Source organism: Kitasatospora sp. MAP5-34, assembly GCF_029894335.1.
GTDB lineage: Bacteria > Actinomycetota > Actinomycetes > Streptomycetales > Streptomycetaceae > Kitasatospora.
This window is the reverse complement of the sequence record NZ_JARXZC010000002.1, coordinates 343,147-370,090: the sequence shown is the minus strand read 5'-3', so window position 1 is coordinate 370,090 and position 26,944 is coordinate 343,147. Positions and strand designations below refer to the sequence as shown.

The 26,944-nt window shown below is 70.3% G+C and carries 23 protein-coding genes and 2 riboswitches; of the genes, 9 read left to right on the top strand and 14 right to left on the bottom strand.

Going from position 1 to position 26,944, the window contains the following annotated elements:
- Nucleotides 1-12 precede the first annotated feature (12 nt).
- The gene (locus tag P3T29_RS03610; RefSeq protein WP_280714749.1) at nucleotides 13-1,806 is read left to right on the top strand and encodes an AMP-dependent synthetase/ligase; all 1,794 of its coding nucleotides are present in this window, start codon (nucleotides 13-15) and stop codon (nucleotides 1,804-1,806) included.
- Nucleotides 1,807-1,930: 124 nt separating this feature from the next.
- Here the strand turns inward: P3T29_RS03610 and P3T29_RS03605 are convergent, their stop codons facing one another.
- Nucleotides 1,931-3,067 (bottom strand): glycosyltransferase family 4 protein, encoded by a 1,137-nt coding sequence (locus tag P3T29_RS03605; protein ID WP_280714748.1) that lies wholly within the window; start codon nucleotides 3,065-3,067, stop codon nucleotides 1,931-1,933.
- Between the two features lie 205 nt (nucleotides 3,068-3,272).
- Here P3T29_RS03605 and P3T29_RS03600 point away from each other — a divergent pair, with 205 nt between their 5' ends.
- Nucleotides 3,273-4,658, top strand: coding sequence for a glycosyltransferase 87 family protein (locus tag P3T29_RS03600; RefSeq protein WP_280714747.1), 1,386 nt, complete (start codon nucleotides 3,273-3,275; stop codon nucleotides 4,656-4,658).
- Nucleotides 4,659-4,690: 32 nt separating this feature from the next.
- Here the strand turns inward: P3T29_RS03600 and P3T29_RS03595 are convergent, their stop codons facing one another.
- From P3T29_RS03595 to P3T29_RS03570, 6 genes are all read right to left on the bottom strand, one after another.
- Entirely contained in the window at nucleotides 4,691-5,980 is a 1,290-nt protein-coding gene (locus tag P3T29_RS03595) for a hypothetical protein (RefSeq protein WP_280714746.1), read from the bottom strand.
- Nucleotides 5,981-6,000: 20 nt separating this feature from the next.
- Complete coding sequence (locus tag P3T29_RS03590) at nucleotides 6,001-7,068, bottom strand: C40 family peptidase (RefSeq protein ID WP_280714745.1); 1,068 nt, start codon at nucleotides 7,066-7,068, stop codon at nucleotides 6,001-6,003.
- Nucleotides 7,069-7,313: 245 nt separating this feature from the next.
- Nucleotides 7,314-8,351, bottom strand: a complete 1,038-nt coding sequence (locus P3T29_RS03585) for a C40 family peptidase (protein ID WP_280714744.1) — start codon at nucleotides 8,349-8,351, stop codon at nucleotides 7,314-7,316.
- Nucleotides 8,352-8,412: 61 nt separating this feature from the next.
- Nucleotides 8,413-8,604: riboswitch (cyclic di-AMP (ydaO/yuaA leader) on the bottom strand.
- Between the two features lie 375 nt (nucleotides 8,605-8,979).
- Nucleotides 8,980-10,008, bottom strand: coding sequence for a C40 family peptidase (locus P3T29_RS03580; RefSeq protein WP_280714743.1), 1,029 nt, complete (start codon nucleotides 10,006-10,008; stop codon nucleotides 8,980-8,982).
- 204 nt (nucleotides 10,009-10,212) lie between these two features.
- On the bottom strand, nucleotides 10,213-11,514 hold the full coding sequence (locus P3T29_RS03575; RefSeq protein WP_280714780.1) for an NYN domain-containing protein: 1,302 nt from the start codon (nucleotides 11,512-11,514) through the stop codon (nucleotides 10,213-10,215).
- Between the two features lie 280 nt (nucleotides 11,515-11,794).
- Entirely contained in the window at nucleotides 11,795-12,034 is a 240-nt protein-coding gene (locus P3T29_RS03570) for a hypothetical protein (protein WP_280714742.1), read from the bottom strand.
- Between the two features lie 161 nt (nucleotides 12,035-12,195).
- Here P3T29_RS03570 and P3T29_RS03565 point away from each other — a divergent pair, with 161 nt between their 5' ends.
- The gene (locus tag P3T29_RS03565; protein ID WP_280714741.1) at nucleotides 12,196-13,002 is read left to right on the top strand and encodes a rhomboid family intramembrane serine protease; all 807 of its coding nucleotides are present in this window, start codon (nucleotides 12,196-12,198) and stop codon (nucleotides 13,000-13,002) included.
- Entirely contained in the window at nucleotides 12,999-13,280 is a 282-nt protein-coding gene (locus tag P3T29_RS03560; protein ID WP_280714740.1) for an Lrp/AsnC ligand binding domain-containing protein, read from the top strand. Before P3T29_RS03565 ends, P3T29_RS03560 begins: the two co-directional genes overlap by 4 nt.
- 97 nt (nucleotides 13,281-13,377) lie before the next feature.
- Here P3T29_RS03560 and P3T29_RS03555 read toward each other — a convergent pair whose 3' ends face one another.
- The 3 genes from P3T29_RS03555 to P3T29_RS03545 all read right to left on the bottom strand — a co-directional run bounded on the left by P3T29_RS03555 (nucleotide 13,378) and on the right by P3T29_RS03545 (nucleotide 16,727).
- Complete coding sequence (locus P3T29_RS03555) at nucleotides 13,378-14,739, bottom strand: aminotransferase class V-fold PLP-dependent enzyme (protein WP_280714739.1); 1,362 nt, start codon at nucleotides 14,737-14,739, stop codon at nucleotides 13,378-13,380.
- 52 nt (nucleotides 14,740-14,791) lie between these two features.
- Nucleotides 14,792-14,909: riboswitch (SAM riboswitch) on the bottom strand.
- Nucleotides 14,910-15,065: 156 nt separating this feature from the next.
- Nucleotides 15,066-16,142 (bottom strand): anthranilate phosphoribosyltransferase, encoded by a 1,077-nt coding sequence (trpD, locus tag P3T29_RS03550; protein ID WP_280714738.1) that lies wholly within the window; start codon nucleotides 16,140-16,142, stop codon nucleotides 15,066-15,068.
- A gap of 159 nt (nucleotides 16,143-16,301) precedes the next feature.
- Nucleotides 16,302-16,727 carry a hypothetical protein gene (locus tag P3T29_RS03545; RefSeq protein ID WP_280714737.1) on the bottom strand — a complete coding sequence of 142 codons (426 nt, stop codon included), beginning with the start codon at nucleotides 16,725-16,727 and terminating at the stop codon, nucleotides 16,302-16,304.
- Between the two features lie 464 nt (nucleotides 16,728-17,191).
- Here P3T29_RS03545 and P3T29_RS03540 point away from each other — a divergent pair, with 464 nt between their 5' ends.
- The 5 genes from P3T29_RS03540 to P3T29_RS03520 all read left to right on the top strand — a co-directional run bounded on the left by P3T29_RS03540 (nucleotide 17,192) and on the right by P3T29_RS03520 (nucleotide 21,961).
- A complete protein-coding gene (locus P3T29_RS03540; RefSeq protein ID WP_280714736.1) occupies nucleotides 17,192-17,812 on the top strand; it encodes a heme-copper oxidase subunit III in 621 nt (206 codons plus the stop codon).
- Nucleotides 17,813-17,950: 138 nt separating this feature from the next.
- On the top strand, nucleotides 17,951-18,760 hold the full coding sequence (locus P3T29_RS03535; RefSeq protein WP_280714735.1) for a c-type cytochrome: 810 nt from the start codon (nucleotides 17,951-17,953) through the stop codon (nucleotides 18,758-18,760).
- Nucleotides 18,757-19,830: a Rieske 2Fe-2S domain-containing protein gene (locus tag P3T29_RS03530; protein WP_280714734.1), complete on the top strand. Its 1,074-nt coding sequence runs from the start codon at nucleotides 18,757-18,759 to the stop codon at nucleotides 19,828-19,830. The genes P3T29_RS03535 and P3T29_RS03530 overlap by 4 nt, the downstream gene beginning before the upstream one ends.
- On the top strand, nucleotides 19,827-21,485 hold the full coding sequence (locus P3T29_RS03525; protein ID WP_280714733.1) for a cytochrome bc complex cytochrome b subunit: 1,659 nt from the start codon (nucleotides 19,827-19,829) through the stop codon (nucleotides 21,483-21,485). The genes P3T29_RS03530 and P3T29_RS03525 overlap by 4 nt, the downstream gene beginning before the upstream one ends.
- Before the next feature lie 107 nt (nucleotides 21,486-21,592).
- Nucleotides 21,593-21,961 carry a GntR family transcriptional regulator gene (locus P3T29_RS03520; RefSeq protein WP_280714732.1) on the top strand — a complete coding sequence of 123 codons (369 nt, stop codon included), beginning with the start codon at nucleotides 21,593-21,595 and terminating at the stop codon, nucleotides 21,959-21,961.
- Nucleotides 21,962-22,086: 125 nt separating this feature from the next.
- On the opposite strand, the gene P3T29_RS03515 is transcribed toward P3T29_RS03520, so the two are convergent.
- From P3T29_RS03515 to coxB, 4 genes are all read right to left on the bottom strand, one after another.
- A complete protein-coding gene (locus P3T29_RS03515) occupies nucleotides 22,087-23,370 on the bottom strand; it encodes an Ig-like domain-containing protein (RefSeq protein ID WP_280714731.1) in 1,284 nt (427 codons plus the stop codon).
- A gap of 173 nt (nucleotides 23,371-23,543) precedes the next feature.
- Nucleotides 23,544-23,960 (bottom strand): cytochrome c oxidase subunit 4, encoded by a 417-nt coding sequence (locus tag P3T29_RS03510; RefSeq protein WP_280714730.1) that lies wholly within the window; start codon nucleotides 23,958-23,960, stop codon nucleotides 23,544-23,546.
- Nucleotides 23,960-25,744 carry a cytochrome c oxidase subunit I gene (ctaD, locus tag P3T29_RS03505; RefSeq protein WP_280714729.1) on the bottom strand — a complete coding sequence of 595 codons (1,785 nt, stop codon included), beginning with the start codon at nucleotides 25,742-25,744 and terminating at the stop codon, nucleotides 23,960-23,962. Before ctaD ends, P3T29_RS03510 begins: the two co-directional genes overlap by 1 nt.
- Entirely contained in the window at nucleotides 25,741-26,592 is an 852-nt protein-coding gene (coxB, locus tag P3T29_RS03500; protein WP_280714728.1) for a cytochrome c oxidase subunit II, read from the bottom strand. The genes ctaD and coxB overlap by 4 nt, the downstream gene beginning before the upstream one ends.
- Nucleotides 26,593-26,944: the final 352 nt, after the last annotated feature.

The window sequence follows — 26,944 nt, the reverse complement described above, 5'->3', positions numbered from 1 at the left end:
CGAGGAGCAGCCTTGCTCGAGTTCAGCCTTCCGGCCCGCTACCAGGTTCCGAGCGGCGGTAACCTCTCCGACCTCGTCCACCAGAACGCCGAGCAGCACCCAGCGGTCGCGGTGCTCAGCCGCAAGGCGGACGGTGGCTGGACGGACCTGACGGCTGCGCAGTTCCTGGCGGAGGTGCACAGCGCCGCCAAGGGCCTGATCGCCTCCGGTGTCGCCCCCGGCGACCGGGTGGGCGTGATGTCGCGCACCCGCTACGAGTGGACGCTGCTCGACTTCGCGATCTGGTGCGCGGGCGCGGTCACCGTGCCGGTCTACGAGAGCTCCTCGGCCGAGCAGGTGCACTGGATCCTCAGCGACTCCGGCGCCGTCGCGGTGGTGACCGAGACCGACTCCCACGCCGCCGTGGTGGCCGGGCTCCGGGACCAGCTGCCCGAACTGAAGCACACCTGGCAGATCGAGAAGGGCGCGCTGGCCGCGCTCGCCGAGGCGGGGGCCAAGGTCCCCGACACCACGGTGACCGAGCGCCGCTCGATCCCGACCTCCGACTCGCTCGCCACCATCGTCTACACCTCCGGCACCACCGGGCGCCCCAAGGGCTGCCAGCTGACGCACGGCAACTTCATGGCCGAGCTGGGCAACGTGACGGCCCGGTTGGAGCCGCTCTTCCGGACCGGTGAGAGCTCCGTCCTGCTCTTCCTCCCGCTGGCGCACGTACTGGGCCGGATCGCCGAGATCGCGGCGGCCATAGCGCCGATCAAGCTGGGCCACGTCTCCGACATCAAGGACGTCACGGCCGAGCTCGCCTCCTTCCGGCCGACGCTGATCCTGGGCGTGCCCCGGGTGTTCGAGAAGGTCTACAACTCCGCCAGAGCCAAGGCGCAGGCCGACGGCAAGGGCAAGATCTTCGACCAGGCCGCCGACACCGCCATCGCGTACAGCCGCGCCCTGGACCAGGGCGGCGCCTCGCTGGTGCTCAAGTTCAAGCACAAGGTCTTCGACCGGCTGGTCTACAGCAAGCTGCGGGCGGCGCTGGGCGGCCGGGCCACCCACGCGATCTCCGGCGGCGCGCCGCTCGGCGAGCGGCTCGGCCACTTCTACCGGGGCATCGGCTTCACCGTGCTGGAGGGCTACGGCCTGACCGAGACCTGCGCGGCGACCGCCTTCAACCCGCACGACAAGCCGAAGATCGGCACCGTCGGCCAGCCGCTGCCGGGGTCCTCGGTACGGATCGCCGACGACGGCGAGGTGCTGCTCAAGGGCCCGCAGGTGTTCACCGGCTACTGGAACAACCCGGCGGCCACGGCGGAGGCACTGCGGGACGGCTGGTTCGCCACCGGCGACCTGGGCACCCTCGACGACGAGGGCTACCTGGTGATCACCGGCCGGAAGAAGGAGATCATCGTCACTGCGGGCGGCAAGAACGTCGCCCCCGCCGTGATCGAGGACCGCATCCGCGCGCACGCCCTGGTCGGCGAGGTGATGGTGGTCGGCGACCGCAGGCCGTTCATCGCCTGCCTGGTCACCGTGGACGAGGAGTTCTTCCCCCGCTGGAAGCAGGACAACGGCAAGCCCGTCGACGCCACCGTCGCCGACCTGACCCAGGACCCCGACCTGCTGGCCGCCATCCAGTCCGCCGTGGACGACGGCAACCTCGCGGTCTCGCACGCCGAGGCCGTGAAGAAGTTCCGCATCCTCGACACCTCGTTCTCCGAGGCCAGCGGCTACCTCACCCCGTCACTGAAGCTCAAGCGCAACCTGGTGATGAAGGACTACGCAGCCGAGATCGAGGGCCTCTACCAGCGCTGACGCCCAGCCCCCGCAGGGGTTTTTCAGAGGCGCGGGGCTCGGTTGATTCAACTGCGTGCGCGACCAACCACGCACGTACGTCGTGCCTGGTCGCACAGCTCCCCGCGCCTCGTCGGTACCAGCGTCAAGCAGCGAGCAGCGACGTCAGCCGCCCCGCGAGGGTGTCCCAGCGCCAGGAGCGCTCGACCCAGCGGCGGCCGGCCTCCCCCATCCGGGCGCGCAGCTGCTCGTCGTGGAGCAGCCGGACGATCCGCTCCGCCAGCGCAGCGGTGTCGCGGCCCGGGACGACGTACCCGGTCTCGCCCTCCAGGACGGCGTCCGGCGCCCCGCCGGAGTCCCCCGCCACCACCGGCAGGCCGGTCGCGGAGGCCTCCAGGTAGACGATGCCCAGGCCCTCCACGTCCAGGCCGCCCCGGCGGGTGCGGCAGGGCATCGCGAAGACGTCACCGGCGCCGTAGTGCGCGGGCAGCTCCGACCACGGCACCGCGCCGGTGAACCGGACCGAGGAGGCCACCCCGGTCGCCTCGGCGAGCTTCTCCAGGTCCGCCTGGTACGGGCCGCCACCGACGATCAGCAGTACGGCGTCGGGTACGTCCCGGAGGATCTGCGGCAGCGCGCGGATCAGCGTGTCCTGTCCCTTGCGCGGCACCAGCCGCGAGACGCAGACGATCACCGGACGGTCGGTGAGCCCGAGCCGGGCCCGCACCTCGGCACCGCCCGAGTCCGGGCGGAAGGTCTGCTCGTCCACGCCGGGCGGCAGCTGCACCATCCGCTTCGCCGCCTCGGGGCCGACGGCCGCCGCGATCCGGGAGCGGGTGTACTCGCCGAGGTAGGTGAGGGTGTCGGTGCCGGCGCCGATCCGGCGCAGCAGCTGCCGCGAGCCCGGCAGCTGGGCCCAGGCGGCCTCGTGGCCGTGGGTCATGCCGAGCAGCCGCCCGGCGCCCGCCCGGCGCAGCGCGGGGGCCATCAGGCCGAGCGGCGCGGCGGCGCCGAACCAGACCGAGTCGCAGCCCTCCGCCTTGAGGATCTCGGCGGCCCGCCGGGTGACCCGGGGGGTGGGCACCATCATCTTCGTCCGGTCCCGGATCACCGGGAAGGGCTGCTCGGCGTCGAACCGGGCCACCTCGGTGCCGTCCCGCCAGGTCGAGGCGTAGACCACGATGCTGCCGGCGGGCTGGCGGACGGCCATGTTGTGGACGAACGCCTGGATGCCGCCCGGGCGAGGCGGGAAGTCGTTGGTGACGATCAAGGTCTTGTGCATGCCACGGCTCGCTCGGTCGGGGGGTGCTCGGTGTACCGGTCGCTGATCCGTACCATAGGTCAACACCACCGCTCGTCGGGAACGCCGTCAGGCCACGCACCGTTCGAAAGAAGTCGCTCCGGTCGGTCATGGACCGAGGAGCGGCCGGGGGCAGCAAGCTCGCAACGCTTGTGGTGTGTGACGTCCAGACGAACGAGGGAGCGAAGTGGAGTTGGTTCCTGCCGGTGACCCCGGCGCCACCGGCAACAGCGGCAGCACCGCGCTGTCCGCAGCTCCTCCCGCGCAGGCCGGCGGGGCACTCTGGGGGCTGGGCGCGGGCTGGATCGTCAGCCGGGTGCTGATCGTCCTGATGGTGCTCGGCATCATCAGGATCTCCGGCGCCGACGTCACGGCCGACGTGTCGGTGATCTACCACGGCTGGTACGAGGTGCTGCAGACCGGCACCTTCCCGCTGGACGACGTGACCTGGCAGTACCCGCCCGGCGCGGCACTGGTGATCATGCTGCCGGGCCTGCTGCCCTGGTCGTACCAGGTCTCTTTCTACGTGCTCTGCGGGGTGTTCGACGCCCTCGCGATGGGCCTGCTGATGCGGGCCGGGACCAGGAAGGGCCGCAGCTTCACCGGCGCCTGGGTCTGGGTCGCGGGCGTGCCGCTGCTCGGGCCGACGATCTACTGCCGGTACGACATCATCGTCACCGCCCTCGCGGTCGCCGGGCTGCTGGCGGTGCTGCGGCGCCCGGCGCTCGGCGGAGTGCTGCTGGGCCTGGGCGGGCTGGTGAAGATCTGGCCGGTGCTGGCCCTCACGGGCACCCCGCGCGGCCGCCGGACCAAGCGCTCGTGGACGTCCGCGCTGGCCACCCTCGGTTCACTGGGCTTCCTGCTCGCGGCCGGGATGAACGGCGCCTTCGAGTTCCTGAAGTTCCAGGCCAACCGGGGCATCGAGGTCGAGTCGCTGAGCGCGCTGCCGCTGCACTTCGCCCGCCTGGCGGGTGGCTGGAACGGCAAGGTGTCGATGAACTACGGCTCGCTGGAGATGCTCGGCCCCTGGGTCTCGGTGATCTCCAAGGTCTCGGTGGCGGCCACCGCGCTCGGCTTCGGCTGGCTGCTGCTCTGGCGGCTGCGGGCCCAGCGCTGGCAGCCCTCCACCACGTACGACGCGGCGCTGGCCGCGCTGCTGGTGTTCACCATCACCAGCCGGGTGATCAGCCCGCAGTACCTGGTCTGGCTGGTCGGGATCGCCGCGGTCTGCCTGACCGTCCGGGGCACCAGCCAGAAGCCGGTCGCGGTACTGATCCTGATCGCGACGGCCGTCACCACGCTCGAGTTCCCGGTGCTCTTCGGCCAGGTGCACAACAGCCAGCCGCTGGGCGTGGCGGTGCTCACCGTACGGAACCTGCTGCTGCTCGCCGCCACCCTGCTCTCCTGCCGGCGCCTCTGGCGCTCGACCCGGGCCCCCGAACCGGCCCGCACGGTCGTCCTGCCCGCGCTCGAGGCCGCGCCCGCACCCGGCAGCTACCCGGTCCGCCCGGGCATCGCGTACGAGCAGCACCTCCTGGACGGCATCGACAGCGCCCAGCCGGCCGGCAAGTAGCTCGGCCCCTACCCCGGCGAGGCCCGGAGCGACTACCCCAGCGAGGTCCGGAGCGAGGCGATCCAGCGTTTGAGGAACTCGTCCAGCCCGAGGCCGAGTTGCGCGCGGAAGAGCCCGTCCAGCCACTGGTCCCGGTCCGCGCCCGGCGGCCGCGCGCCGACGGCGCGGTAGAGCTGGACGAGCCGCTGTTCGCTCCAGTCGGCGGCGATCAGACCGCAGGCCGCCCAGCCGAGTTCGTAGGCCTGGGCGATGCCGGTGGATCCGGCGGCGAAGTCCGCGTCGGCGGGCAGCGCCCTGGGCAGGCGGCCGGCCTGGATGTCCTTGGCGAGCTCAGGGGCCACCTGTCGCGGACTGCGACCGGTCCCCCGGTACCCGGTGTAGTCGGCGACGCCCTCGGAGAGCCAGAGGGGCGTCCAGGGCTTGGTGTCCGCCCGGGTCGCGACGTGGGTGGTCTCGTGGGTGGTGACGACCCGGCGGCCCAGGTCGCTGAGGATGGCGTACGCGTCCGGGTTGATCAGCACGCGGTCGGCGGCCGTGCGGTGCGGAGCACCGGCGGCGGCGGTGGTGACGGCGGCTATGCCCTGGTAGTCGTCGGCCCGGACGCCCAGCAGCTGGGCGAACTGCTGCTCGGAGCCCGGCAGCTCGGCCACCAGCCGCCCGGCCCACCCGCTGCCCCAGACCTCGCTGACCGCCGGCACCGCCCGGTCCAGCAGCTTCACCGTACGGGCGAGCGCGCTGTCGTCCGCCAGACCCAGGAGCAGGCTGTGCGCGCCCCGGGCCACCCGGACGGCACCCAGGTCCCAGAGCGCGGCGGCCCCGGCCGGCTCGTCGCCGGAGAGCAGCCAACCGCTGCCGGACCGGACGAAGGTCAGGGTCCGGGTGAACACCGCCGGGAAGTCGTCGTTGTCCCGCAGCCGGTAGCCGAGCTCGGCGGTGGCGGTGAGCTGCCACCCATGCCCCGGCTCCGACCCATGCTCCGGCTCCGGCTCGGTGAAGGCGGTGAGCCGGTAGTCGAGCGCCGCGAACGGCACCTGCGCCAGCCGGTCGTACGCCGCCTGCTGCGCGGGCCTGGCCGCCGGGGCGACGGTGGCGAGCAGCCCGGCCCGGTCCAGCCCGAGCAGGGCCTCGGCCCGCGCGTCGAGCAGCGCCTGGACGGCCGGGCGCTGCCCGACGCCCGCCGCGCCGGTCGGTGGCGCGGCGGTGGCCGCCGAGCGGCCCGGCGGCAGCGAGAGCTGGGCCAGCCCGCCGGCCGCGAGCAGCAGCGCCGCGCGCCGGGACAGCGGTGAGCGACCTGTCCCGGACTCCCGGGGCAGGTCGCTCACCAGCTGTTCGCCGTCGGTGCTCAGGGCCGCACGACCGCGCTGACCGGCATGTGGCTGACACTCTCGTAGCGGACCCGGGCGCCCGGGTAAGGGGCGTGCACGACCACACCGCCGCCGACGTACATGCCGACGTGGTGCGCGTCCTTGTAGAAGATCACCAGGTCTCCCGGTCTCGCCTCGGACAGGCTCACCCGCTGCCCCGCGTTGGCCTGCTCCTGCGAGGTGCGCGGCAGCGAGACACCCGCCTGCCGCCAGCTCCAGTACATCAGACCGGAGCAGTCGAACGAGCCCGGGCCGGTGGATCCGTAGACGTACGGCGAGCCGATCTTCCCGACGGCCGCCGCCAGCGCGGCGGCCGCGCGGTCGGAGGAGGCCGACTGGTTGCCGAGGTCGAGCCGGTCGGTGCCCCGGGTGGCGCGGTTCTCGGCGTCCTGGGCGTCCTGGGCGGCGAGCCGGGCCCGCTCCCCGGAGTCGAGGCTGTTCAGCAGTTGCCGGGCCTCGGAGAGCCGCTGCTGGACGTCCCGTTTGCTCTCCGCGAGGGAGCGGCGGACCTGCTCCAGCTCGGCGAGCTTGGCGGTGGCCTCCGACCGTCGCTGGTCCAGCCGGCGCTGACGGTCGACCAGTTCGTGCAGGGTGTCCCGCTGCCGCTCGGCGGCCTGGGCGAGGCTGCGGGCCCGGCTGAGGTAGGCGGCCGGGTCGGAGTCCAGCATCAGCTGGACCATCGGGTCGATACCCCCGGCCCGGTACTCGGCGGCGGCGACCGCGCCCAGGTCCGTGCGCAGCCGGTTGAGCTCCTCCTGACCGGCCGCCACCTGGCTCTGCAGGGCGCCGGTCTCGCCCTCGAGCCGCTTCTGGTACTCCTGGGCCGCGTTGAACTTCTCCGAGGCCTGCTCGGCCTCGTCGTAGAGCTGGTCGACCTGGGCCTTGACGTCCTTCTTGGACGGCGGCTCGGCAGGCGCCCCGGGGACGGCCTGGGCGGTGCCGCCACCGACCACCAGACCGAGCGCACTGGTCGCCGCCGCCGTGAGTACCAGCGCACGGGCCAGGCGGGTCGCGCCCGGCAGCGGGGAACGGCGGTTCATCGACATCCGGCGACGGCTCCATCCCTGCGGCAGGACCACCGCCGCCGCCCGGGCCGGGCGGTCGTCCTCACGGAGGTCCGGGGGCAGACGTTAGCGAGTCGCGGCGATCTAGTCCAAACGCTGACAAGCTCGAATATTTGCCCTCTAATCGGACATCAGATCCACTGCCAGGAAACGCCGCAGGCCCGGCGCCCCACCGGAGGGTGGGAGCGCCGGGCCTGTGCCTGGCCGGAGGCCCTGCGAGAAGAGCGTCAGATCCGGACGATGGCCGTGAGGTTCATGTACGCGACCTGCTCGTAGCGGACGTTCTCGCCGGCGCGCGGGGCGTGGATGAACGTGCCGTTGCCGATGTACAGGCCGACGTGGCCGCCGCCCTCGAAGATGAGCAGATCGCCGGGCTGGGCGACGGAGATGTCGGTGCCGAGGTCCTTACCGTAGGCCCACTGCTCCTCCGACGTACGCGGCAGCGAGATACCCGCCTGGGCGAACGACCACTGCATCAGACCCGAGCAGTCGAAGGAGTTCGGGCCGGTGTCACCGTAGTGGTACGGGTCACCGAGCCTGCTCTCGGCGGCGGCTATCGCGGCGGCGGCGTACGAGCCGGCCGGGGCGTTGCCCAGGACGGGGCGGGAGGAGCCGCGCGAGGCCCGGTCCGCCGAGGAGGACGAGGCCGTAACGGCCTTGGCGGCAGCCGCAGCGTCAGCGGCGGACTTGGCGTCGGCAGCGGCGAGGGCGTCGCGCTCCTGCTGGGTCAGCGTGTTCAGCAGCGCCTGGGCCTGGGCCAGCTTGGCCTGGATCTCTTCCTTGTCGGCCTTGAGGTTCTTGGTGGTCGCGTCGAGCTGGGCGAGCTTGTCCTGCGCCTCGGCCTTCTGCTGGTCCAGCTTGCTCTGCTCGGACTTGAGCTCCTTCAGCGCGTCGGCCTGCGAGGCGCTGAGCTGGCTCATCGAACCGGCCTGGGTCAGGAAGGAGTCCGGGGTGCTGGAGAGCATCAGCTGAACGGTGGGCGAGATACCGCCGTTGCGGTACTGGTCCGCAGCGATCTCACCCAGGCCGACCTGAATGGTGCTCACCTGGTCCTGCTGCCTGGCCACCTGGTCCTGCAGGGCGCTGACCTGCTTCTGCAGGGTCTGCTCCTGCTCGGTCGCCCCGTCGTACTTCTCGGTGGCGGCCTCGGCCTGCTGATTCAGCTGGTCGACCTGCGCCTTGACCTGGTCCTTGTTCGGCGCCGGGTCGGCGTGGGCGCCGGCCTGGGAGGAGAGGGCGACGGCGGTGGCCGCGGCCGCGGTCATGATCGAGACACGGGTGCGGCTGGCGGGCTTGGGACGACGATGGGACGCCACTAGGGCGGGCTCCTTCTTCCTACGGCCGCCTACCGGGTGAGCTGACGGGTTCGGGCTGGAAGAGATGCCCTACGACGCCTCACCGACGACCACCCAGTTGCGACGGTCACTCGACCTGGCGCCGATTCACCCCGAGGAACGTGGTTCCCCGGCTCCGATACACAGCACCCCGAAGGGCTTCCCCATCTGGCAGTTGACCTGCCGTGCTGCTTCTCGGACTCGGCGGTAACCCCCGCCCGCCACCCAGGTTGGGTGATCGACCACGCGGTGGTTCGAGGTATGACCTTAGTAACGGAACCGTGATCGGTTCAAATCCTTGTCAGAAAAAACTCTGAATATGAGCCAGTTTTAACGGCTCGCGGCACCGAGTGTGACGGTACTTGCACGGTGGGCCGATGAATCACCGGCCCGAGGTCGCAAAACAGGCCCGTCGAAGGTGTCCCGGATCACAGGACGACTTCGACGGGCCCGCACATGTCATCATGCGTCAGTTGTGCCGAACCATAGGCAAATGTCCGCTTTGAGCGGGAGCGCAGCCCAAGCCGATGCCGGATCCGGCGGGGTGGACCTCAGTGGTTCAGACCCGGCGGATGGTGCTGATCGGCAGCGTGTTCGCCGGCATCACCTTGACCACGTCGCCGGTCTTCGGCGCGTGCACCACCAGACCGTTGCCGATGTACATCCCGACGTGGTGCTGGTCGCCGAAGAAGATGACCAGGTCGCCCGGCTGGGCGAGGGAGATGTCGGTGCCGACGTTCGTGCCGACGGTCGCCTGCTCCTGCGAGGTACGCGGCAGCGAGACACCCGCCTGGGCGTACGCCCACTGCATCAGACCCGAACAGTCGAAGGTGCTCGGACCGATGGCGCCCCAGACGTAGGCGTCGCCGCGCCTGCTCATCGCGGCGGCGACGGCCGCCCCGGCGTAGCCACCGGGCTGCGGGAGGTTGGCCAGGTTGAAGCGGGCGTCGCTGCGCGAGGCCCGGTCCCCGACGACCGCCGCGCGGTCGGCGGCGCTGAGCTGGTTCAGCAGGTTCCGGGAGTCCTGGAGCTTCTGCTGGACGGTGGCCTTGGCCTCGTTCAGGGTCTGGGTGCTGCGGTCCAGCTGCGCGAGGATGTCCGCGGCTTCCTGCTTCTCCTGGTCGAGCCGTCGCTGCTGGTCCTTCAGCTGCTTCAGGGTCTCGGCCTCGGTCGCCGTGATCTGCTCGGCGCCGGACGCCTGCGCCAGGTAGTTCGCCGGGTCGGAGGAGAGCATCAGCTGCACCGACTGGTCGATGCCGCCGGAACGATACTGCTCGCCCGCGACAGCCGCGAGGCCGACCTCCAGCTGGGTCATCTGGTCCTGCCCCCGGGCGACCTGGTCCTGCAGCTGGGCGGCCTGCTGGCGCAGCTGGTCGGCCCGCTCCTTGGCGCCGTCGTAGGTCTCGGAGGCCACCTCCTGGTCCTGCGTCAGCTTGTCCACCTGGGCCTTGACCTCGTCCGTGGACGGTTTGGCCGGCGCTGCGGACGCGCTCACCTGGGCGGACAGAGCGACCGCGGTCGCTGCGGCAGCGGTCAGCACGACGACCCGTGCGCGGCTCGGCTGCTTCGGACGACGGTGGGAGGCCAAGGGACTTGCTCCTTCTTCCTGCTGGACCGACCCGTTAGGGCGAGTGTCCGGAAAATAGGTTTGACGCCAGACCCTAATGAAGATGGCAGGCTCGCGCCACTCCCCTGCTGCCACGAACCACCCGCCCGACCGGGCTTCACCGGACCGACACAGCAACCCCACAGCCGCCCCCTGAACGGCGGTCAGGACGCGCAGCCCGCGCTGTCAGGCCCGGGCCAGCCGGTTGAGCAGCAGGATCGACGCCACCGGACGGGCACCCGCCTTGCGCACGCCGTCGGCGACCTCCTTGTCGGTGGAGACCACCACCACCGGCCGCCCCTGCGGCTCGGCCCGGACCAGGCGGCGGATCAGCTCGTCCGCCGTCTCACCGGTCCGGCTGAACCGCACCCGCACCCCACGCGGCGGTGCCATGATGACCGGGACGTCCAGGTCCTGCCCGTCGAAGACGCAGGTGACCTCCGCCTGGGTGCGCTGGGCCAGCATCGCCAGGCCGCCGAGCAGCCGGATCCGCTGCTGCTCCAGCGGCAGCGCCGGATAGCCGGTCTTGGTGACGTTGTAGCCGTCCACCACCAGGTGCACCTGAGGGATCGCCAACAGCTGGTCCAGCAGCGCCGGGTCGTCCTCGGCGAGTGCCCGGCGGGCCACGTCGTGCGGCGAGGCGGAGCTCGGCACCACCGCCTCCACCAGATCGGCCGGGTGGATCTGGGAGACCGGCAGCGCCAACTCCCGTTGCAGGCCCTGCGCCGACTGCAGCACGGTGTCCAGCAGCAGCCGCAGCCGCATCTCCTCGACGGTCCGCCCTTCGCGGGCCGAACGACGGCCGGCCTCGAGGGCCGTCTCCAGCTCGGAGACCCGGTGCCGCAGCCGGCGCGCCTCGCTCTCGGCGGCGCTGCGCTCGGCAGCGGTCAGCGCCTTCGAGGCGTCCAGCTCGGACTGCAGCTTGCGGACCTCCGCCTGGGCCCGGCGGGTGTCGCTCTCCAGACTCCGGACCTTCTTGCGCAGCGAGTCGGCCTCCCGGCGCACGCCCTCGGCGTCGACCCGCTGGCGGTCCAGGTCCGCGCGGGCCTGGACCCGCAGCTCGGCGAGCTCCGCCTGCAACTTCTCCACCAGTCGGGTCGCCTCGGCGGCCATCCCCTCGGCCCCGGCCCGCTCGACCAGCTCGCCCGCCTCGGCGACCAGCCGGCTCCAGCCCGCAGGACGGATCAGGTACGCGGCGGCGGCCACATCCATCGGGTCGGCGGCGCCGGGGACGGTGCCCGCCTCCAGGGCCTTCACCAGGTCGGGCTGCCCCAGGCGCAGCCGCTCCGCTATCCGGACCCGGAACGCGGGCTCGGACTCCAGCGCGGCGGCCAGTGCGGTGCCCGCGTACTTGGCCCGGCGGGCGGGGGTGAACTTGGCGTACTGGCGCAGCGTGGCCGGCAGGTCCGCCGGGGTCAGACCACCCAGGGCGTCGGCGGCGATGCCGACGACCCGGCGGCGGACGCCCTCGGGCAACGGCCGGTCCAGTTGCTCGGCGACAACCTCCGAGGGGCTGTCCTCGGGAGCGGCCTCGGCTACGGTCTCGGAGGGTTCCCCGGGGGCGTCGCGGAGCACCGCCTCGGCCTCCGGCGCAGCAGGCGGCTGCCCCTGCGGCTCGGCTGGCCCCCTCGCTGCGTCCACCACGTCCTCGGCTCCGATCCTGCTCTGCGGGGTCCGTACGGCCGGTTGCCGCTGCCCTCAAACACACCGCTCTCTGCAATTGTCCCGGGTACCGTGCCCCACTCGGGACCACGCCACACTCCGGCTGCTACTCCTCGGCGCCCGGACGAGCCACCAGCTCGATCTGGTCCACCGCGTTGCACCAGCGGCAGCGCACCGACTCCACCGTCTCGGAGAGCACCTCGGTCTCCTCCACCTTGGACTCACCCGCGAGGTCGAAGTGCAGGAACTCGACCACCCGGGCAGACCTGGTCACGTCGAACCGGGTCAGGTTGCCGCAGAGCGTGCAGCGCCAGCGGGTCTCAGCGGTGGGGGCGGCGATGGTCATCGGGGGTCCTCTCGGCTGTCACCCAGGTCCGGACAGGTCTGGATGCGCAAAGCCTATTGCCTGCCGGTCCGTCGCCGTCCACCGGTCCTGGGCTCACCCGCGTTCACCCGCACGCAGTACAACGCGGTGTCAGGTCCGGCGGCCCGAGGAATGCTCGCAGCATGGTGACTCCCGTCCTCGACCAGCCCGCCACGCGGGACACCGGCCCACCCGGCCGGCCGGCGGTCGTCACCCTCACCCTCATCGCGGTCAGCGCACTCGTCCTGCTGACCGGCCCGAGCTTCGGGCTCAACCCCCGTTACGGCACCGGCCCGGCCCGGGTCTGCGCCGAGCAGCGGTACGAGCAGCGCTGGGGCGCCGTCCCCGCCGAACTGATCGGCGACCGGCCGCTGACCGCCGGTCAACTCGCCGACCTGCCGAAGGTGGTACCGGACTGCACGGTCTCCCCCGCACCCCACAAGATCCCGGTGCTGTCGGTGCTCAGCTCGCTCTTCGTGCACGCCGGGTGGTTGCACCTGCTGGGCAACGTGCTCTTCCTCTTCGTCTTCGGCCCCGGCGTCGAGGAACGCTTCGGGCGGGCCCGGTTCCTGCTCCTCTACCTCGCGGTGGGCTACCTCGCCACGTACGGCTACGCACTGGCCGAGGTGGGCTCCACCGACTCGGTACGCGCGCTGGTCGGCGCCTCGGGCGCGATCGCCGGGGTGCTCGGCGCGTACCTGCGGCTCTACCCGAGGGCCCGCGTGACGACGCTCGTCCCGCTGCTGTTCTTCCTGCCGCTGCGGTTCCCCGCCTGGCTGGTGCTGGGCCTGTGGTTCGGCCTCCAATGGTGGTCGGTGCACTCGGGCGGGACCGGGGTGGCGTACCTCGTCCATGTCATCGGCTTCACCGCCGGGTACCTGGCAGCCTGGGCCGCCACCGCCCGCCCGCTACGCTGGCGACGACCCCCATGGACAGGAGCCCCCGAGTGATCACCGCGATCGTTCTCATCAGGACCAGCGTCGACCGCATCCCCGAGATCGCCGAGGCGATCGCCGCCATCGAGGGCGTCAGCGAGGTCTACTCCGTGACCGGCGGCTACGACCTGGTCGCGATGGTCCGGGTACGGCAGCACGACGACCTCGCCGCAGTGATCCCCGGCCGGCTCAACAAGGTCCCCGGCGTCGAGCACACCGAGACCCAGATCGCCTTCCGCACCTACTCCCAACACGACCTCGAAGCCGCCTTCGCCCTCGGCCTCGAAGACTGAGGGGTACCCCCTCAGGGGCGCGGGGAACTGCGCGAAACCGGAAGGCAACATCCGACACCGCTTCGCCGACAGCAACCCGCACCCTGCTGCGCACTACTCAGCCCCGACGAGTGTCAGCGACACAGCGGCCGCCCTCACTGCGGTAGCTCCACCGCGCGCCGTCGGTGACCAACTCGCGGACGGCGGTCAGGAAGCGGTCCAGGTGCTCGTCCGGGGTGCCCGCGCCGAAACTGACCCGGATCGCGTTCAGGCTCCGCTCGCCCGGCAGCGAGGGCTCCGGCGCACCGCACTCGGACGGCGCGCCGTCCTCGCTGCCCAGCAGCGTCCGGACCAGCGGGTGCGCACAGAACAGGCCGTCCCGGACGCCGATGCCGTACTCGGCGGAGAGCGCGGCGGAGAAGTGCGAGCTGTTCCAACCCTGTACGACGAACGAGAGCACGCCGACCCGCGCGGCCTCCGGGCCGAACAGGCTGAGCACCCTGACCTCGGGGATCTCGGCCAGCCCGGCCGTCAGACGGGCGATCAGCTGCCCCTCGCGGGCCTCCAGCGCGTCGAACCCGGCCTCGGTGAGCGCCCGGCAGGCCGAGGCGACGGCGTAGGCGCCGATCACGTTCGGCGAGCCGGCCTCGTGCCGCGCCGGGCCGGTCTGCCACTCGACGGCGACCGAACCGTCCGCCTCCCGCGCCACGGTACGGCTGGCGCCGCCCCCGGCGAGGTACGGCTCGGCGGCGTCCAGCCAATCGCTGCGTCCGGCCAGCACGCCCGCGCCGAAGGGGGCGTACAGCTTGTGGCCGGAGAAGGCGATCCAGTCGACGCCCAACTCGCGGACGGAGACCCGGTGGTGCGGGGCGAGCTGCGCGGCGTCCAGGACGACCCGGGCGCCGTACCGGTGGGCGGTCTCGGTGAGCTCGGCGACGGGCCACAGCTCGCCGGTCACGTTCGAGGCGCCCGTGACACAGAACAGCTTGGGCCCCTCAGGCGCCGCCGCGAGCGCCTCCTCCAGCCGGGCGACGGCCTCGGCGTGCGAGCGCGGGGCGCGCAGGTAACCGACCGTCAGGCCCTCGCGGCGCCAGGGCAGCAGCGAGGCGTGGTGCTCGGTCTCGAACGCGAACACCCGCGTCCCGGCGGGGAGAACGCCCGCCAGCAGGTTCAGCGAGTCGGTGGTGGCCCGGGTGAAGACCACCTGGTCGTCCGCACGGAGGTCGAGGAACTCCTCCACGGTGCGGCGGCTCTGCTCGAACAGGTCGGTGGAGAGCTGCGAGAGGTACCCGGCCCCCCGGTGCACGCTGCCGTAGTAGGGGGCGTACGCGGCGACGTCGTCCCAGACCCGCTGCAACGCCGGGGAGCTGGCGGCGTAGTCGAGCGCGGCGTAGCCGACCTTCTCGCCGGAGACCAGGGGCACCTGGACGTCATGACCGAGGACGGCGAGCGGGGTACGGAGATCGGCGGCGACGGACATGGCTGTGCACTCCTCTGAGGTCAGGACCCCGGGAGTGCATGGATACACCGGTGGCCCGCGCTTGCCACGCGGACGGTCCGCCGCGAAGCCCGGTCCTCACCCAGGGCACCCCGCCACGGACGGAGGGTTGCCGGACAGCAAGCTGGGGCTTATCGCTGTCACTCATGACCTGCCGTGGACTCTATGCGGCGACCAATCGATGGTCAAACACCCATCCACCATCCGGACGGGCCAACCACAGGGGCGCGGGGAACTGCGCGAAACGGAAGGCTCAGACCTCAACTGGACCCACTCGAGCACCCGGCAGTTCCCCGCGCCCCCAGTGGCTAGCGCCGCAGCGTCGCCTCCGCCCAGCGCTTGAGGGTCGCCTCCGCCGCACCGGAGTCGATCGCCGTGGCCGCCCGCGCCATGCCTGCGGCGAGCTGCTCGGGCAGCGGAGCGTCCGTCAGGTCGAGGGCGGCCAGGGCCGCCGCCGTGTTGAGCAGGACGGCGTCCCGGACCGGGCCGTGCTCGCCCGCGAACACGCGCCGGGCCACGGCCGCGTTGTACTCGGGGTCGGCGCCGCGCAGGGCTTCGATGCCGACCAGCTCGATGCCGACCTCGCGCGGGTCGAAGGCGGTCTCGGTGATCCCGCCGTCCTTGACGATCCAGACCCGGGAGGTGGTGGAGATGGTCAGTTCGTCCAGCCCGTCGTCGCCCCGGAAGACCAGGCCGGTGGCGCCGCGCGCGGCCAGTACGCCGGCGATCAGCCCGGCCAGCCGGGTGTCGAAGCAGCCGATCGCGTGCGCGCTGACGCGGGCCGGGTTGGTGAGCGGGCCGAGGATGTTGAAGGCGGTCGGCACCCCGAGGTCGCGCCGGGCCGGGGCCGCGTGCCGCATCGCGGGGTGGAACTTGGACGCGAAGCAGAAGGTGAGCCCGACCTCCTCGGCGATCTCGGCGACCCGCCGGACGGAGACGTCCGAGCTGATGCCGAGCTTCTCCAGTACGTCGGTGGCGCCGCTGGCGGAGGAGGCGGCCCGGTTGCCGTGCTTGACCACCTTGGCGCCGGCCGCCGCCGCGACGATCGCCGACATGGTGGAGATGTTGACCGTCTTGGCCCGGTCGCCGCCGGTACCGACGATGTCCACCGCCGGGCCGGGGATGTACAGCGGCTCGGCGTGCTCGTACATCGCCTCGACCAGACCGGAGATCTCCTCCACCGTCTCGCCCTTGGCCCGCAGCGCGACCATGAAACCCGCGACCTGCACCGGGCTGGCCTCGCCGCGCATGATGCGGTCCATCGCCCAGGCGGTGTCCCGCCGGGTCAGGTCGGTACCGGCCAGCAGTGCGCTGAGGAGATCCGGCCAGGAGCGGACCACCTGCGCGGGGTCGCTACCACCGTTCGCAGGCTGCACGTTCACCATGGCTGACTCCAGCTCTCATCGCTTCACGAACCAAAAGGGACGGAGCCAGCCTAGCGAGCGGTACCACGCCGGTGCCGCGATCTCCCGGTGCCTTCTCTCCTGCTGAGACGAGTAGGGCGAGTTGGAATGAGCACTGCCGAGCAGAGCCCTCCCGACGGGTCAGTGGCTCGCGGGTGTCCGCCCGGCGATCCGCGCCCGCAGCAGTGCGGCGGCCGCCCCGGACAGCGCGACCGGGTCGACCGGGTGCGAGATGGCGGCGTCCGCGCGGCTCCAGGCGGCCAGCCAGGAGTCCTGCGGGCGGCCGATCAGCACCAGGACGGGCGGGCAGCCGTAGATCTCGTCCTTGATCTGCCGGGCGACCCCGAGGCCACCCGCCGGGGTGGCCTCGCCGTCCAGGACGCAGAGGTCGACGCCGCCCTTCTCCAGCGCGCGCAGCACGGCCGGCAGCGTCGCGCACTCCAGGTAGCTCACCTCGGGGACGTCCGCGGCCGGGCGCCGGCCGAGCGCGAGCGACACCTGCTCACGGGTGTTGCGGTCATCGCTGTAGACAAGAACAGTGAGCGTCTCGTCGGTCGTGTGCGCCATGGGCCCTGCTCCCGGGTGCTCGTCCTCTTGGGTACGAAATCTTCAGATACGACAGCTGCAGCCACGACAGCTGTGCGGCTCGCTCCGACCCGGTGTGATCCGGGCCACTCTCACTTCCGGATGCTACTCCCGACCACCCCCCGTGGTGACCCCTTGACCCGATCTCCCTCAAGGCGCCGCGCCCAGGCGTCACCCAGTCGGAGGACGGACCGTCACCCTGAGCGGCTTACATCACCCGTACGGCTGATGCGCTAGCCCATCGCCGGGCCGCCAGGCGGCAGTGACACGCAGGGCAGAGGAGTGATCCGGGACTCCGGAGCCCCCCGAAGAACCGTCAGAAATCGGACACGGCCTCCTCAACCCCCTCACCGGACGCCCCGTCGGCCCTCAACGGGGCATACCGCACGCACCGGACACTCCGAGGTACACCCCCCGGCGTGAAGACGGAATAAGGGACCGACATAATGTCCGTCGTGGCGACAGCAACAGCAACAGAAACCGGACACGCGCACGGAGCGGTCAACAGGCCGAACCTGGTCAGCGTCGGAACCATTGTCTGGCTGAGCTCCGAGCTGATGTTCTTCGCGGCCCTCTTCGCGATGTACTTCACGCTCCGCTCGGTCAAGGGCCCAGCGTTCTGGGCGGAGAAGGCACACGCCCTCAACGTCCCCTTCTCGGCAGGAAACACCACGATCCTGGTGCTCTCCTCCGTCACCTGCCAGCTCGGCGTCTTCGCCGCCGAGCGCGGTGACGTGAAGAAGCTCCGTTCGTGGTTCATCTGCACTTTCGCGATGGGCGCGATCTTCATCGGCGGGCAGATCTTCGAGTACACCGAGCTGGTCAAGAAGGACGGCCTCTCGCTGTCCTCCGACCCGTACGGCACGGTGTTCTACCTGACCACCGGCTTTCACGGCATGCACGTGACGGGTGGTCTGATCGCCTTCCTGCTGGTCCTGGGACGGACGTACGCAGCCAAGCGGTTCACGCACGAGCAGGCCACCGCCGCGATCGTGGTGTCGTACTACTGGCACTTCGTCGACGTCGTGTGGATCGGCCTGTTCGCGACCATCTACCTGATCAAGTAACCAGCTGATCAGGTCGCTGGCTGCCGGCCGGACCACGCAGGCCCGTACCGACCGACCGCGCGCCCCCCGGGCCGGACCGACCGGGCCGACCTCCGGGCGCACCCCCAGCCGACCAGATCCTGACACCGGGGTTATTCCGTGAAAAAGCTCTCCGCACGACGGCGCCACCCACTGGCGGCGCTGGTCGTCCTACTCTTCGCCCTGGCGGTGACCGGGGGGCTGTACGCCGCGTTCGCGCCCGCCGAGAAGGCACAGGCCGACTCCTCGGCGCAGTCGCTCGCGATCGATGAGGGCAAGCGGCTCTTCGCCGTTGGCTGCTCCTCCTGCCACGGCCTCAACGGCCAGGGCAGCTCCACCGGTCCGAGCCTGGTCGGCGTCGGCTCCGCCGCGGTCGACTTCCAGGTCGGCACCGGCCGGATGCCCGCGCAGCAGCCCGGTGCCCAGATCCCGCGCAAGAAGGTCATCTACAGCCAGGCCGAGATCGACCAGCTGGCCGCGTTCGTGGCCTCGTTCGGCCCGGGCCCGGTGGTACCGACCAAGGACCAGTACACCTCCACCAGCCCGGACGACGTGGCCAAGGGTGGCGAGCTGTTCCGCACCAACTGCGCCCAGTGCCACAACTTCGCTGGCTCGGGTGGTGCCCTGACGCAGGGCAAGTACGCCCCGTCGCTCGACGGTGTCGACCCGAAGCACATCTACGAGGCCATGCAGACCGGCCCGCAGAACATGCCGTCGTTCCCCGACAGCACCATGCCGGAAGCGCAGAAGAAGCAGATCGTGGCGTTCGTCCGCCACACCACCAGCGAAGAGCCCAACCCCGGCGGTCTCGCCCTGGGCAGCCTCGGTCCGGTGACCGAGGGTCTGTTCGGCTGGATCTTCGGTCTCGGCGCTCTCATCGCGGTCGCGATCTGGGTCGCCGCCCACACCACCAAGGCCAAGAAGTCATGAGCCACGACAACATGCCAGAGAACAAGCTGCCGGAGGCGCACGACGCCTCCCACGGTCACGACGTCGCCCCGCACGGCGACCCGTTCGCCGACCCCGGCCTGCCGGTCCACCAGCCCCGTCGTACCGACATCGACGAGCGGGCCGCCAAGCGCGCCGAGCGCCAGGTCTCGCTCATGTTCATCGTGTCGATGCTGGCGACGGCCGGGTTCATCGCCTCGTACGTGATCTTCCCGATCGACAAGATCGTCTACATCTTCCCGCTGGGCCACGTCAGCGCGCTGAACTTCGCGCTCGGCCTGACCCTGGGTGTGGCGCTGTTCTGCATCGGCGCGGGCGCGGTCCACTGGGCCCGCACGCTGATGTCGGACCACGAGGTCCCGGCCGAGCGTCACCCGATCGAGGCTGACGACGAGGTCCGCGCGGACGTCATCGAGCAGTTCAAGACCGGTGCCGCCGAGTCCGGCTTCGGCCGCCGCAAGATGATCCGCAACACGATGATCGGCTCGATGGCCCTGGTGCCGCTCTCCGGTGTCGTGCTGCTGCGCGACCTGGGCCCGCTGCCCGAGACCAAGCTCGACCACACCGGTTGGCAGGAAGCCACCCCGGCGCAGCCCATTCAGCTGATCAACATGAACACCGATCTGCCGATGAAGGCCGAGGACATCCAGGTCGGCTCGCTGACCTTCGCCAAGCCCGAGGGCCTGACGGAGGACGACGAGCAGTTCCAGGAGAAGATCGCCAAGGACGCCCTGATGCTCGTCCGGATCGCTCCGGAGGACCTCAAGGACAGCGACTCGAGCGACCTGGGCTTCCAGGGCATCCTCGCCTACTCGAAGATCTGCACCCACGTCGGCTGCCCGATCAGCCTGTACGAGCAGCAGACCCACCACGCCCTGTGCCCCTGCCACCAGTCGACCTTCGACCTGGCGGACGGCGCCCGAGTGATCTTCGGCCCGGCCGGTCACCCGCTGCCGCAGCTCAAGATCACCACTGATGACAAGGGCTTCCTGATCGCCACTGGCGACTTCTCGAAGCCCGTCGGCCCGAGCTTCTGGGAGCGCTCCGCATGAGTTCCGCGAGCAGCGCCACCACTGGCGCTACCAAGCCGAGCAGCACCCGTGCCAAGCCCGCGAACAAGGGCGAGGCCGCTGCCGACTACCTGGACGGCCGGCTGGGGATCTACTCCCTCGCCAAGGCCAACCTGCGCAAGATCTTCCCGGACCACTGGTCCTTCATGCTCGGTGAGATCTGCCTCTACACCTTCGTCATCATCATCCTGACGGGTGTCTACCTCACGCTGTTCTTCACGCCCAGCATGGGCGAGGTCGTCTACCACGGCACCTACGCACCGCTGAACGGCATCAAGATGTCGGAGGCCTACGCCTCCACGATGAACATCAGCTTCGAGGTCCGCGGTGGCCTGCTGATCCGTCAGATCCACCACTGGGCGGCGATCGTCTTCATCGCCGCGATGTTCGTGCACATGATGCGCGTCTTCTTCACCGGTGCGTTCCGCAAGCCGCGCGAGATCAACTGGCTGTTCGGCTTCCTGCTGCTGTTCCTCGGCATGTTCGACGGCTTCATGGGCTACTCGCTCCCGGACGACCTGCTGTCCGGTACGGGTATCCGCTTCATGGAGGGCGCCGTCCTGGCCGTCCCGCTGGTGGGTACCTACCTCCAGATGTTCATGTTCGGCGGCGAGTTCCCCGGTAACGACATCATTCCGAGGCTCTTCACCGTCCACGTGCTGCTGATCCCCGGCATCATGGTGGGCCTGCTGGTGGCGCACCTGATCCTGGTCTTCTACCACAAGCACACCCAGTTCGCGGGCCCGGGCAAGACCGAGGAGAACGTCGTCGGCATGCCGCTGATGCCGGTCTACATGGCCAAGGCCGGTGGCTTCTTCTTCCTGGTGTTCGGCATCATCGCGGCCATGTCCGCGATCGCGACCGTCAACCCGATCTGGGCGTACGGCCCGTACCGCCCCGACCAGGTGTCCACCGACGCCCAGCCGGACTGGTACATGGGCTTCTCCGAGGGCCTGATCCGTGTCATGCCGGGCTGGGAGATCCACCTCTGGGGCCACACCCTGAACCTGGGTGTGTTCATCCCGCTGATGGTCTTCCCGATGGTGCTGGCCGTCATCGCGGTGTACCCGTTCCTCGAGTCGTGGATCACCGGCGACAAGCGCGAGCACCACATCCTCGACCGCCCGCGCAACGCCCCGGTCCGCACCGCGCTCGGTGTGGCCTGGATCAGCTGGTACCTGGTGATGCTGATCGGCGGTGGTAACGACCTGGTCGCCACCCACCTGCACCTGTCGCTCAACGACATCACGTACTTCGTCCGGACGAGCTTCTTCCTCGTGCCGATCATCGTCTTCTTCGTCACCAAGCGCTGGTGCCTCGGCCTGCAGCGCCGTGACAAGGAGAAGGTGCTGCACGGTCGTGAGACCGGCGTCATCAAGCGCCTGCCGCACGGTGAGTTCGTCGAGATCCACGCCCAGCTCCCGGCGGACAAGCTGCACAAGCTCACCGCTCACGAGCAGCTGCAGCCGATGGAGCTCCCGGCCGAGGTGGACGAGAACGGCGTCAAGCGCAAGATCGGGCGCCTCACCAAGCTCCGTGCCAAGATCTCGAAGGGCTACTTCGGCGAGTACAGCCAGATCGCCAAGCCCACCGCCGAGGAGCACCACGAGATCACCAGTGGCCACGGCCACCACTGATCCCCGCGTGACCTCGGTCTGATCGCCACCTGAGGCCCCCTCTCCCCCCGTGGGAGAGGGGGCCTCGGCCGTACCCGTACCCCCTCACCCGCCGTCAGGAGCCCACCGTGCAGCTGAGCATCGACCACGCCTCCGCCACTCCCCCGTACGAGCAGGTCCGGGCCCAGATCGCCGAACAGGCCCGCGAGGGCGTCCTGCCCACGGGCCTGAAGCTGCCCACCGTACGGGCCCTCGCCGAGGAACTCGGCCTGGCCGCCAACACGGTGGCCCGGGCCTACCGCGAGCTGGAGTCCGACGGCGTGGTCGAGACCCACGGCCGGCGCGGCACCCTGATCGCCGCCGCCGGCGACACCGCGCACCGGCTGGCCGCAGCGGCGGCGGCGGAGTACGCGGAGCGGGCGGTACGGCTCGGGGTGTCCCGGGAGGAGGCGCTGGCGGCCGTGGACGGCGCCTTGCGGCTCGCCTACGGCGGGTAGCCGGAACTGTGCGCTCAACGGCAACCAGAGCAGGGGCGCGGGGAACTGCGCAACCGTGCACGTACGTTGTGCCCTGGTCGCGCAGTTCCCCGCGCCCCTGCTGTGGTTGCTCAGAGTGCGCAGCGTCAGAGTTGCGGCAAGGGGCCGGTGTCCCGGGTGGTGGCCGGGTCGATGGGGCCCGCTGTGTTGACGGGCTTGCCGAGGGCGCTGTGCTTGAGCCAGTCGTCCCAGGTGACGTTCCAGTCGCCGAAGCCGTTGCCGAAGGGCTCCATCTCCGCGCCACGGCTGTTGATCACCTGGACGATGTCGCCGATCCGGGTCTGGTCGAAGAACCACTTGGCGTTGTCGGTGCTCATGCCCGTACAGCCGTGGCTGACGTTCTCGACGCCCTGCGAGCCGACCGACCAGGGCGCCGCGTGGACGTACTCGCCGCTCCACGTCACCCGGGTGGCCCAGTGGACCTGGAGGTCGTACGCCTCCCGGCTGCCCGCCCCGATGCCGATCGTCTCGCTGCTCATCCGGACCAGGGACTCCTGCCCGAGCACCACCTTGATGCCGTTACGGGTGGAGAAGCCGGGCTTGCCGGTGGTGACCGGGATGGTGTTGACCACCTCGCCGTTGCGCCGGTAGGTCAGTTCGTGGGAGCCCGCGTCGACCAGTGCCTCGACCCGGTCGCCCGTCCGGAACGACTTCGAGCTGCTCTCCCCCACGTACAGGCCGTCCGAGATCCTGGCGCCCGCAGCGTCGAAGCTGAGCCTGATCTTCGCGTTGGCCGGCCAGTACTCCTGCGGGCGGAAGTGCAGGTTCTGGTCGTCGACCCAGTACCAGGCACCCTCCACGGCGGGCTCGGAGACCACCTTCAGGCTGCGCTCGACCTCCTGACGGGCGGCAGGGTCCTTGACCGCCGCCGAGAGCTTCACGGTGAGCGGCTGGCCCACCCCGTAGATGCCGCTGCCGGAGGAGTCCGGTCCGAGCTCCGCCGTGAGCTGGTTCTTCGGGGCCACCGTGCTGAAGGTGCTGGCCGTCTCGCCCCGGCCGCCCTTGCCGTTGTCGGCGGCGATCCGGACGGCGTACTTGGCGCCCGCGCTCAGCCGGCCGGTGGTCTGCCAGCTGTGCTGGTCGGCGGCGAGCCGCCCGGCCACCAGGCGGCCGTCCGGGCCGCTGACCGTGACATCGGTGAGCCGGCTGCCGGGCACGGACGTGACGGTGAAGGGCTGGGCCGGGTCCAGGTCGGCGGTGCCCGAGGTGTGCACCAGCGGGCCGGCGTCCACCACGCCCGGTGCCGCCATCGCGCCGGCCGGACCGGCCCGCGTCGAACAGGCCGCCAGCGGGGCCAGGAGCAGGAGAGCGGCCGAGGCGGCCCACCAACGGGCGGGTCCACCGCTCGCGGCTCTGGGATTGGCGCTCATCGATGCCTCCTAAGGGTCCGATGATCTATCAGATCGTACGAACGGCCCCTGACAGGCGGCGACCGGGCGACACCGAACGGGTGATGCGGCGCCCCGGACAGCACCCCGCAGAACGCCACTGGGCCGGACACCCCCGAAGGGATGCCCGGCCCAGTGCCTGGAGAGAGGGGAACCTACTGGTTCTGGTCCTCGCCCCGGTAGAACTCGAAGACCCAGCCGTACAGGCCGATCAGGATGATCGGGATCGACCAGTACAGCAGCCACCAACCGAAGATGACGCCCAGAAAGGCGAGCGCACCACCGATCGCCAGCGAGAGCGGCTGCCAGCTGTGGGGGGCGAAGAAGCCCACCTCGCCGGCGTCGTCGGCGACCTCGGCCTCGGGGTTGTCACCCGCGCCGCTGTCCACCCGGCGGGCGGTGAAGGCGAGGTAGTACCCGATGAAGCCGCACAGACCGAAGGCCAGGAACAGCGCGGTGGTACCGGCCGCCTCCGTGCCGTGGTCGCTGTGCGTGGTCCAGATGCCGTAGGTGATCGCCATGATCAGGATGAAGACCGCGAAGCCCAGGAAGATCTTGCCCTGTTCCTTCATCAGGCGTCGCCTTCCTTCTTCTTGGCCCGGTCGAGCTTCGGGTTGTCGTACGAAGCGGGGGTCACCCCGGCGAAGTGCTTGGCCGGCTCACCGTTGTTCTCGAGGTAGTCCAGCGCCGCGATCTCGGGGTGGTGCAGGTCGAACGCCGGGGATTCCGAACGGATCCGGGGCAGGGTGAGGAAGTTGTGCCGCGGCGGCGGGCAGGAGGTCGCCCACTCCAGCGAACGGCCGTAACCCCACGGGTCGTCGACCTCGACCTTCTCGCCGTACTTGGCGGTCTTCCAGACGTTGTAGAGGAACGGCAGGATCGACAGACCGAGCAGGAACGAACCGATGGTCGAGACGGTGTTCAGCGTGGTGAAACCGTCCGAGGCCAGGTAGTCGGCGTAGCGGCGGGGCATGCCCTCCGCGCCGAGCCAGTGCTGCACCAGGAAGGTGGTGTGGAAGCCGATGAACAGCGTCCAGAAGGTGACCTTGCCCAGGCGGTCGTCGAGCATCTTGCCGGTCATCTTCGGCCACCAGAAGTGGAAGCCGGCGAACATCGCGAAGACGACGGTGCCGAAGACCACGTAGTGGAAGTGGGCGACGACGAAGTACGAGTCCGAGACGCCGAAGTCGATCGGCGGCGAGGCCAGCAGCACACCCGTCAGACCACCGAAGAGGAAGGTCACCAGGAAGCCGACCGTCCAGAGCATCGGGGACTCGAAGCTCAGCGAGCCCTTCCACATGGTGCCGACCCAGTTGAAGAACTTCACACCGGTCGGGACCGCGATCAGGAAGGTCATGAAGGAGAAGAACGGCAGCAGCACCTGGCCGGTGACGTACATGTGGTGGGCCCACACCGTCACGGACAGACCGGCGATCGCGATGGTGGCCGCGATCAGACCGGAGTAGCCGAACATCGGCTTACGGCTGAAGACCGGGATGATCTCCGAGATGATGCCGAAGAACGGCAGCGCGATGATGTACACCTCGGGGTGTCCGAAGAACCAGAAGAGGTGCTGCCAGAGCAGTGATCCACCGTTCGCCGGGTCGAAGACATGTGCCCCGAATTTCCGATCCGCCTCCAGCGCGAGCAGCGCGGCGGCCAGGACCGGGAAGGCCAGCAGGACGAGCACGGCGGTCAGCAGGACGTTCCACACGAAGATGGACATCCGGAACATCGTCATGCCGGGCGCGCGCATGCAGATGATGGTGGTGATGAAGTTGACCGCACCGAGGATCGTGCCGAAGCCGGAGAGGGCCAGACCCATGATCCACATGTCGGCGCCGACACCCGGCGAGCGGACGGCGTCCGACAGCGGGGAGTAGGCGAACCAGCCGAAGTCGGCCGCGCCCTGCGGGGTGAGGAAGCCACCGACCGCAATCGTCGAGCCGAACAGGTACAGCCAGTAGGCGAACATGTTCAGTCGCGGGAACGCGACGTCGGGGGCGCCGATCTGCAGCGGCATGATCCAGTTCGCGAAACCCGCGAACAGCGGCGTCGCGAACATCAGCAGCATGATCGTGCCGTGCATCGTGAACGCCTGGTTGAACTGCTCGTTCGAGAGGATCTGCGTCCCCGGACGGGCCAGCTCGGCGCGCATGACCAGGGCGAGGATGCCGCCGATCAGGAAGAACGCGAACGAGGTACCGAGGTACATCGTGCCGATCGTCTTGTGGTCGGTGGTGGTCAGCCACTTGATGATCGTGGAACCCGGCTTGCGGGAGTACTGGCCCCCGCCGTCCGTGACCGTGGCCCCGGATGCCCCGCCGGCAGCGGCGGGCTCGTTGAGGATAGTCACTTCTCACTTCCCATGGTCGTGATGCCCGAGGGCACCGCGCCGGTCTGGCCCTTGGCCTGCAGCTCCTTGAGGTGCTGCTCGTACTCGTCGTGGGTCACGACCTTGACGTTGAACAACATCCGGGAGTGGTCCACACCGCAGAGCTCGGCGCACTTCCCACGGAAGGTACCGAAGGCGGTCGGGGTGACCTGGAACTTGTTCACCACGCCCGGCACGACGTCCATCTTCATCAGGAAGTTGACGGGCCAGAAGTCATGGATGACGTCCCGCGAGGTGAGGCGGAACTCCACCGACTCGTTGATCGGCAGGTAGAGCGTCGGCGGCAGCGCCGGGGTGCCCACGTCGTAGGCGGCGTCGGTGTTCGCCGGGTCAGGCTTCTCGGTGTTCTCGTAGTTGAACGCCCAGCTCCACTGGAAGCCCACCACGTTGACGTAGTGCTGCGGCTTCGCCGAGGTGGAGGTCAGGCGCGACTCGTCGCGGGCGACGAAGTAGAAGAGCACCGAGACGATGACGAGGGGGACCGCTGTGTACAGCGCCTCAATGGGCACGTTGTACCGGGTCTGAGCGGGGATCTCCACCTTGGAGCGGCTGCGCCGGTGGAAGATCACGCTCCAGATGATCAGACCCCACATCAGTGCGCCGACCACCAGTGCCGCGATCCAGGAGCCCTGCCACATCTGAAGGACCATGGGTCCTTCCTTGGTGACGGGGGTGGGGAGGCCAAGCCTGGGGAGGTCGTTGGCCGAGCAGCCGGTAGCGGTCGCGATGACGAGGCCCAGTGCCAGCGCCTGAGGCAGCTTCCGCCGCATCGTGCGCCGCGGCGAGCGGTCGGAGCCGTTGGGACTCACGTAGCGCCTTCCCGAAGTCTCGCCCGCGATCGCGTCGCCGCCGGGAGTGCTGTGCGCCTCCCCGGCGACCCGGCCACGGGCACGGTTTGAATGCTTATGCGGGCCAAACCCTACTCCAGGCTTATGCGCTCCTGACGGGCAGGTCCCAGTAACGCGCCGCCCGGGTACCCGATCAGCCCCCGCAGGGGTTGACTCGCAGGTCATGGCAGGCATTAGAGGCTCGCACACCCGATCGGGGGACACTGCTGCGACACACGGGTGACGGATCGTCGGACGCCCAGGAACCGGACAAATCGGCGTGCCGCGACGCGCACCCGGAGGCATGCCGGGCCCGCACAGCTGATGGACGGTG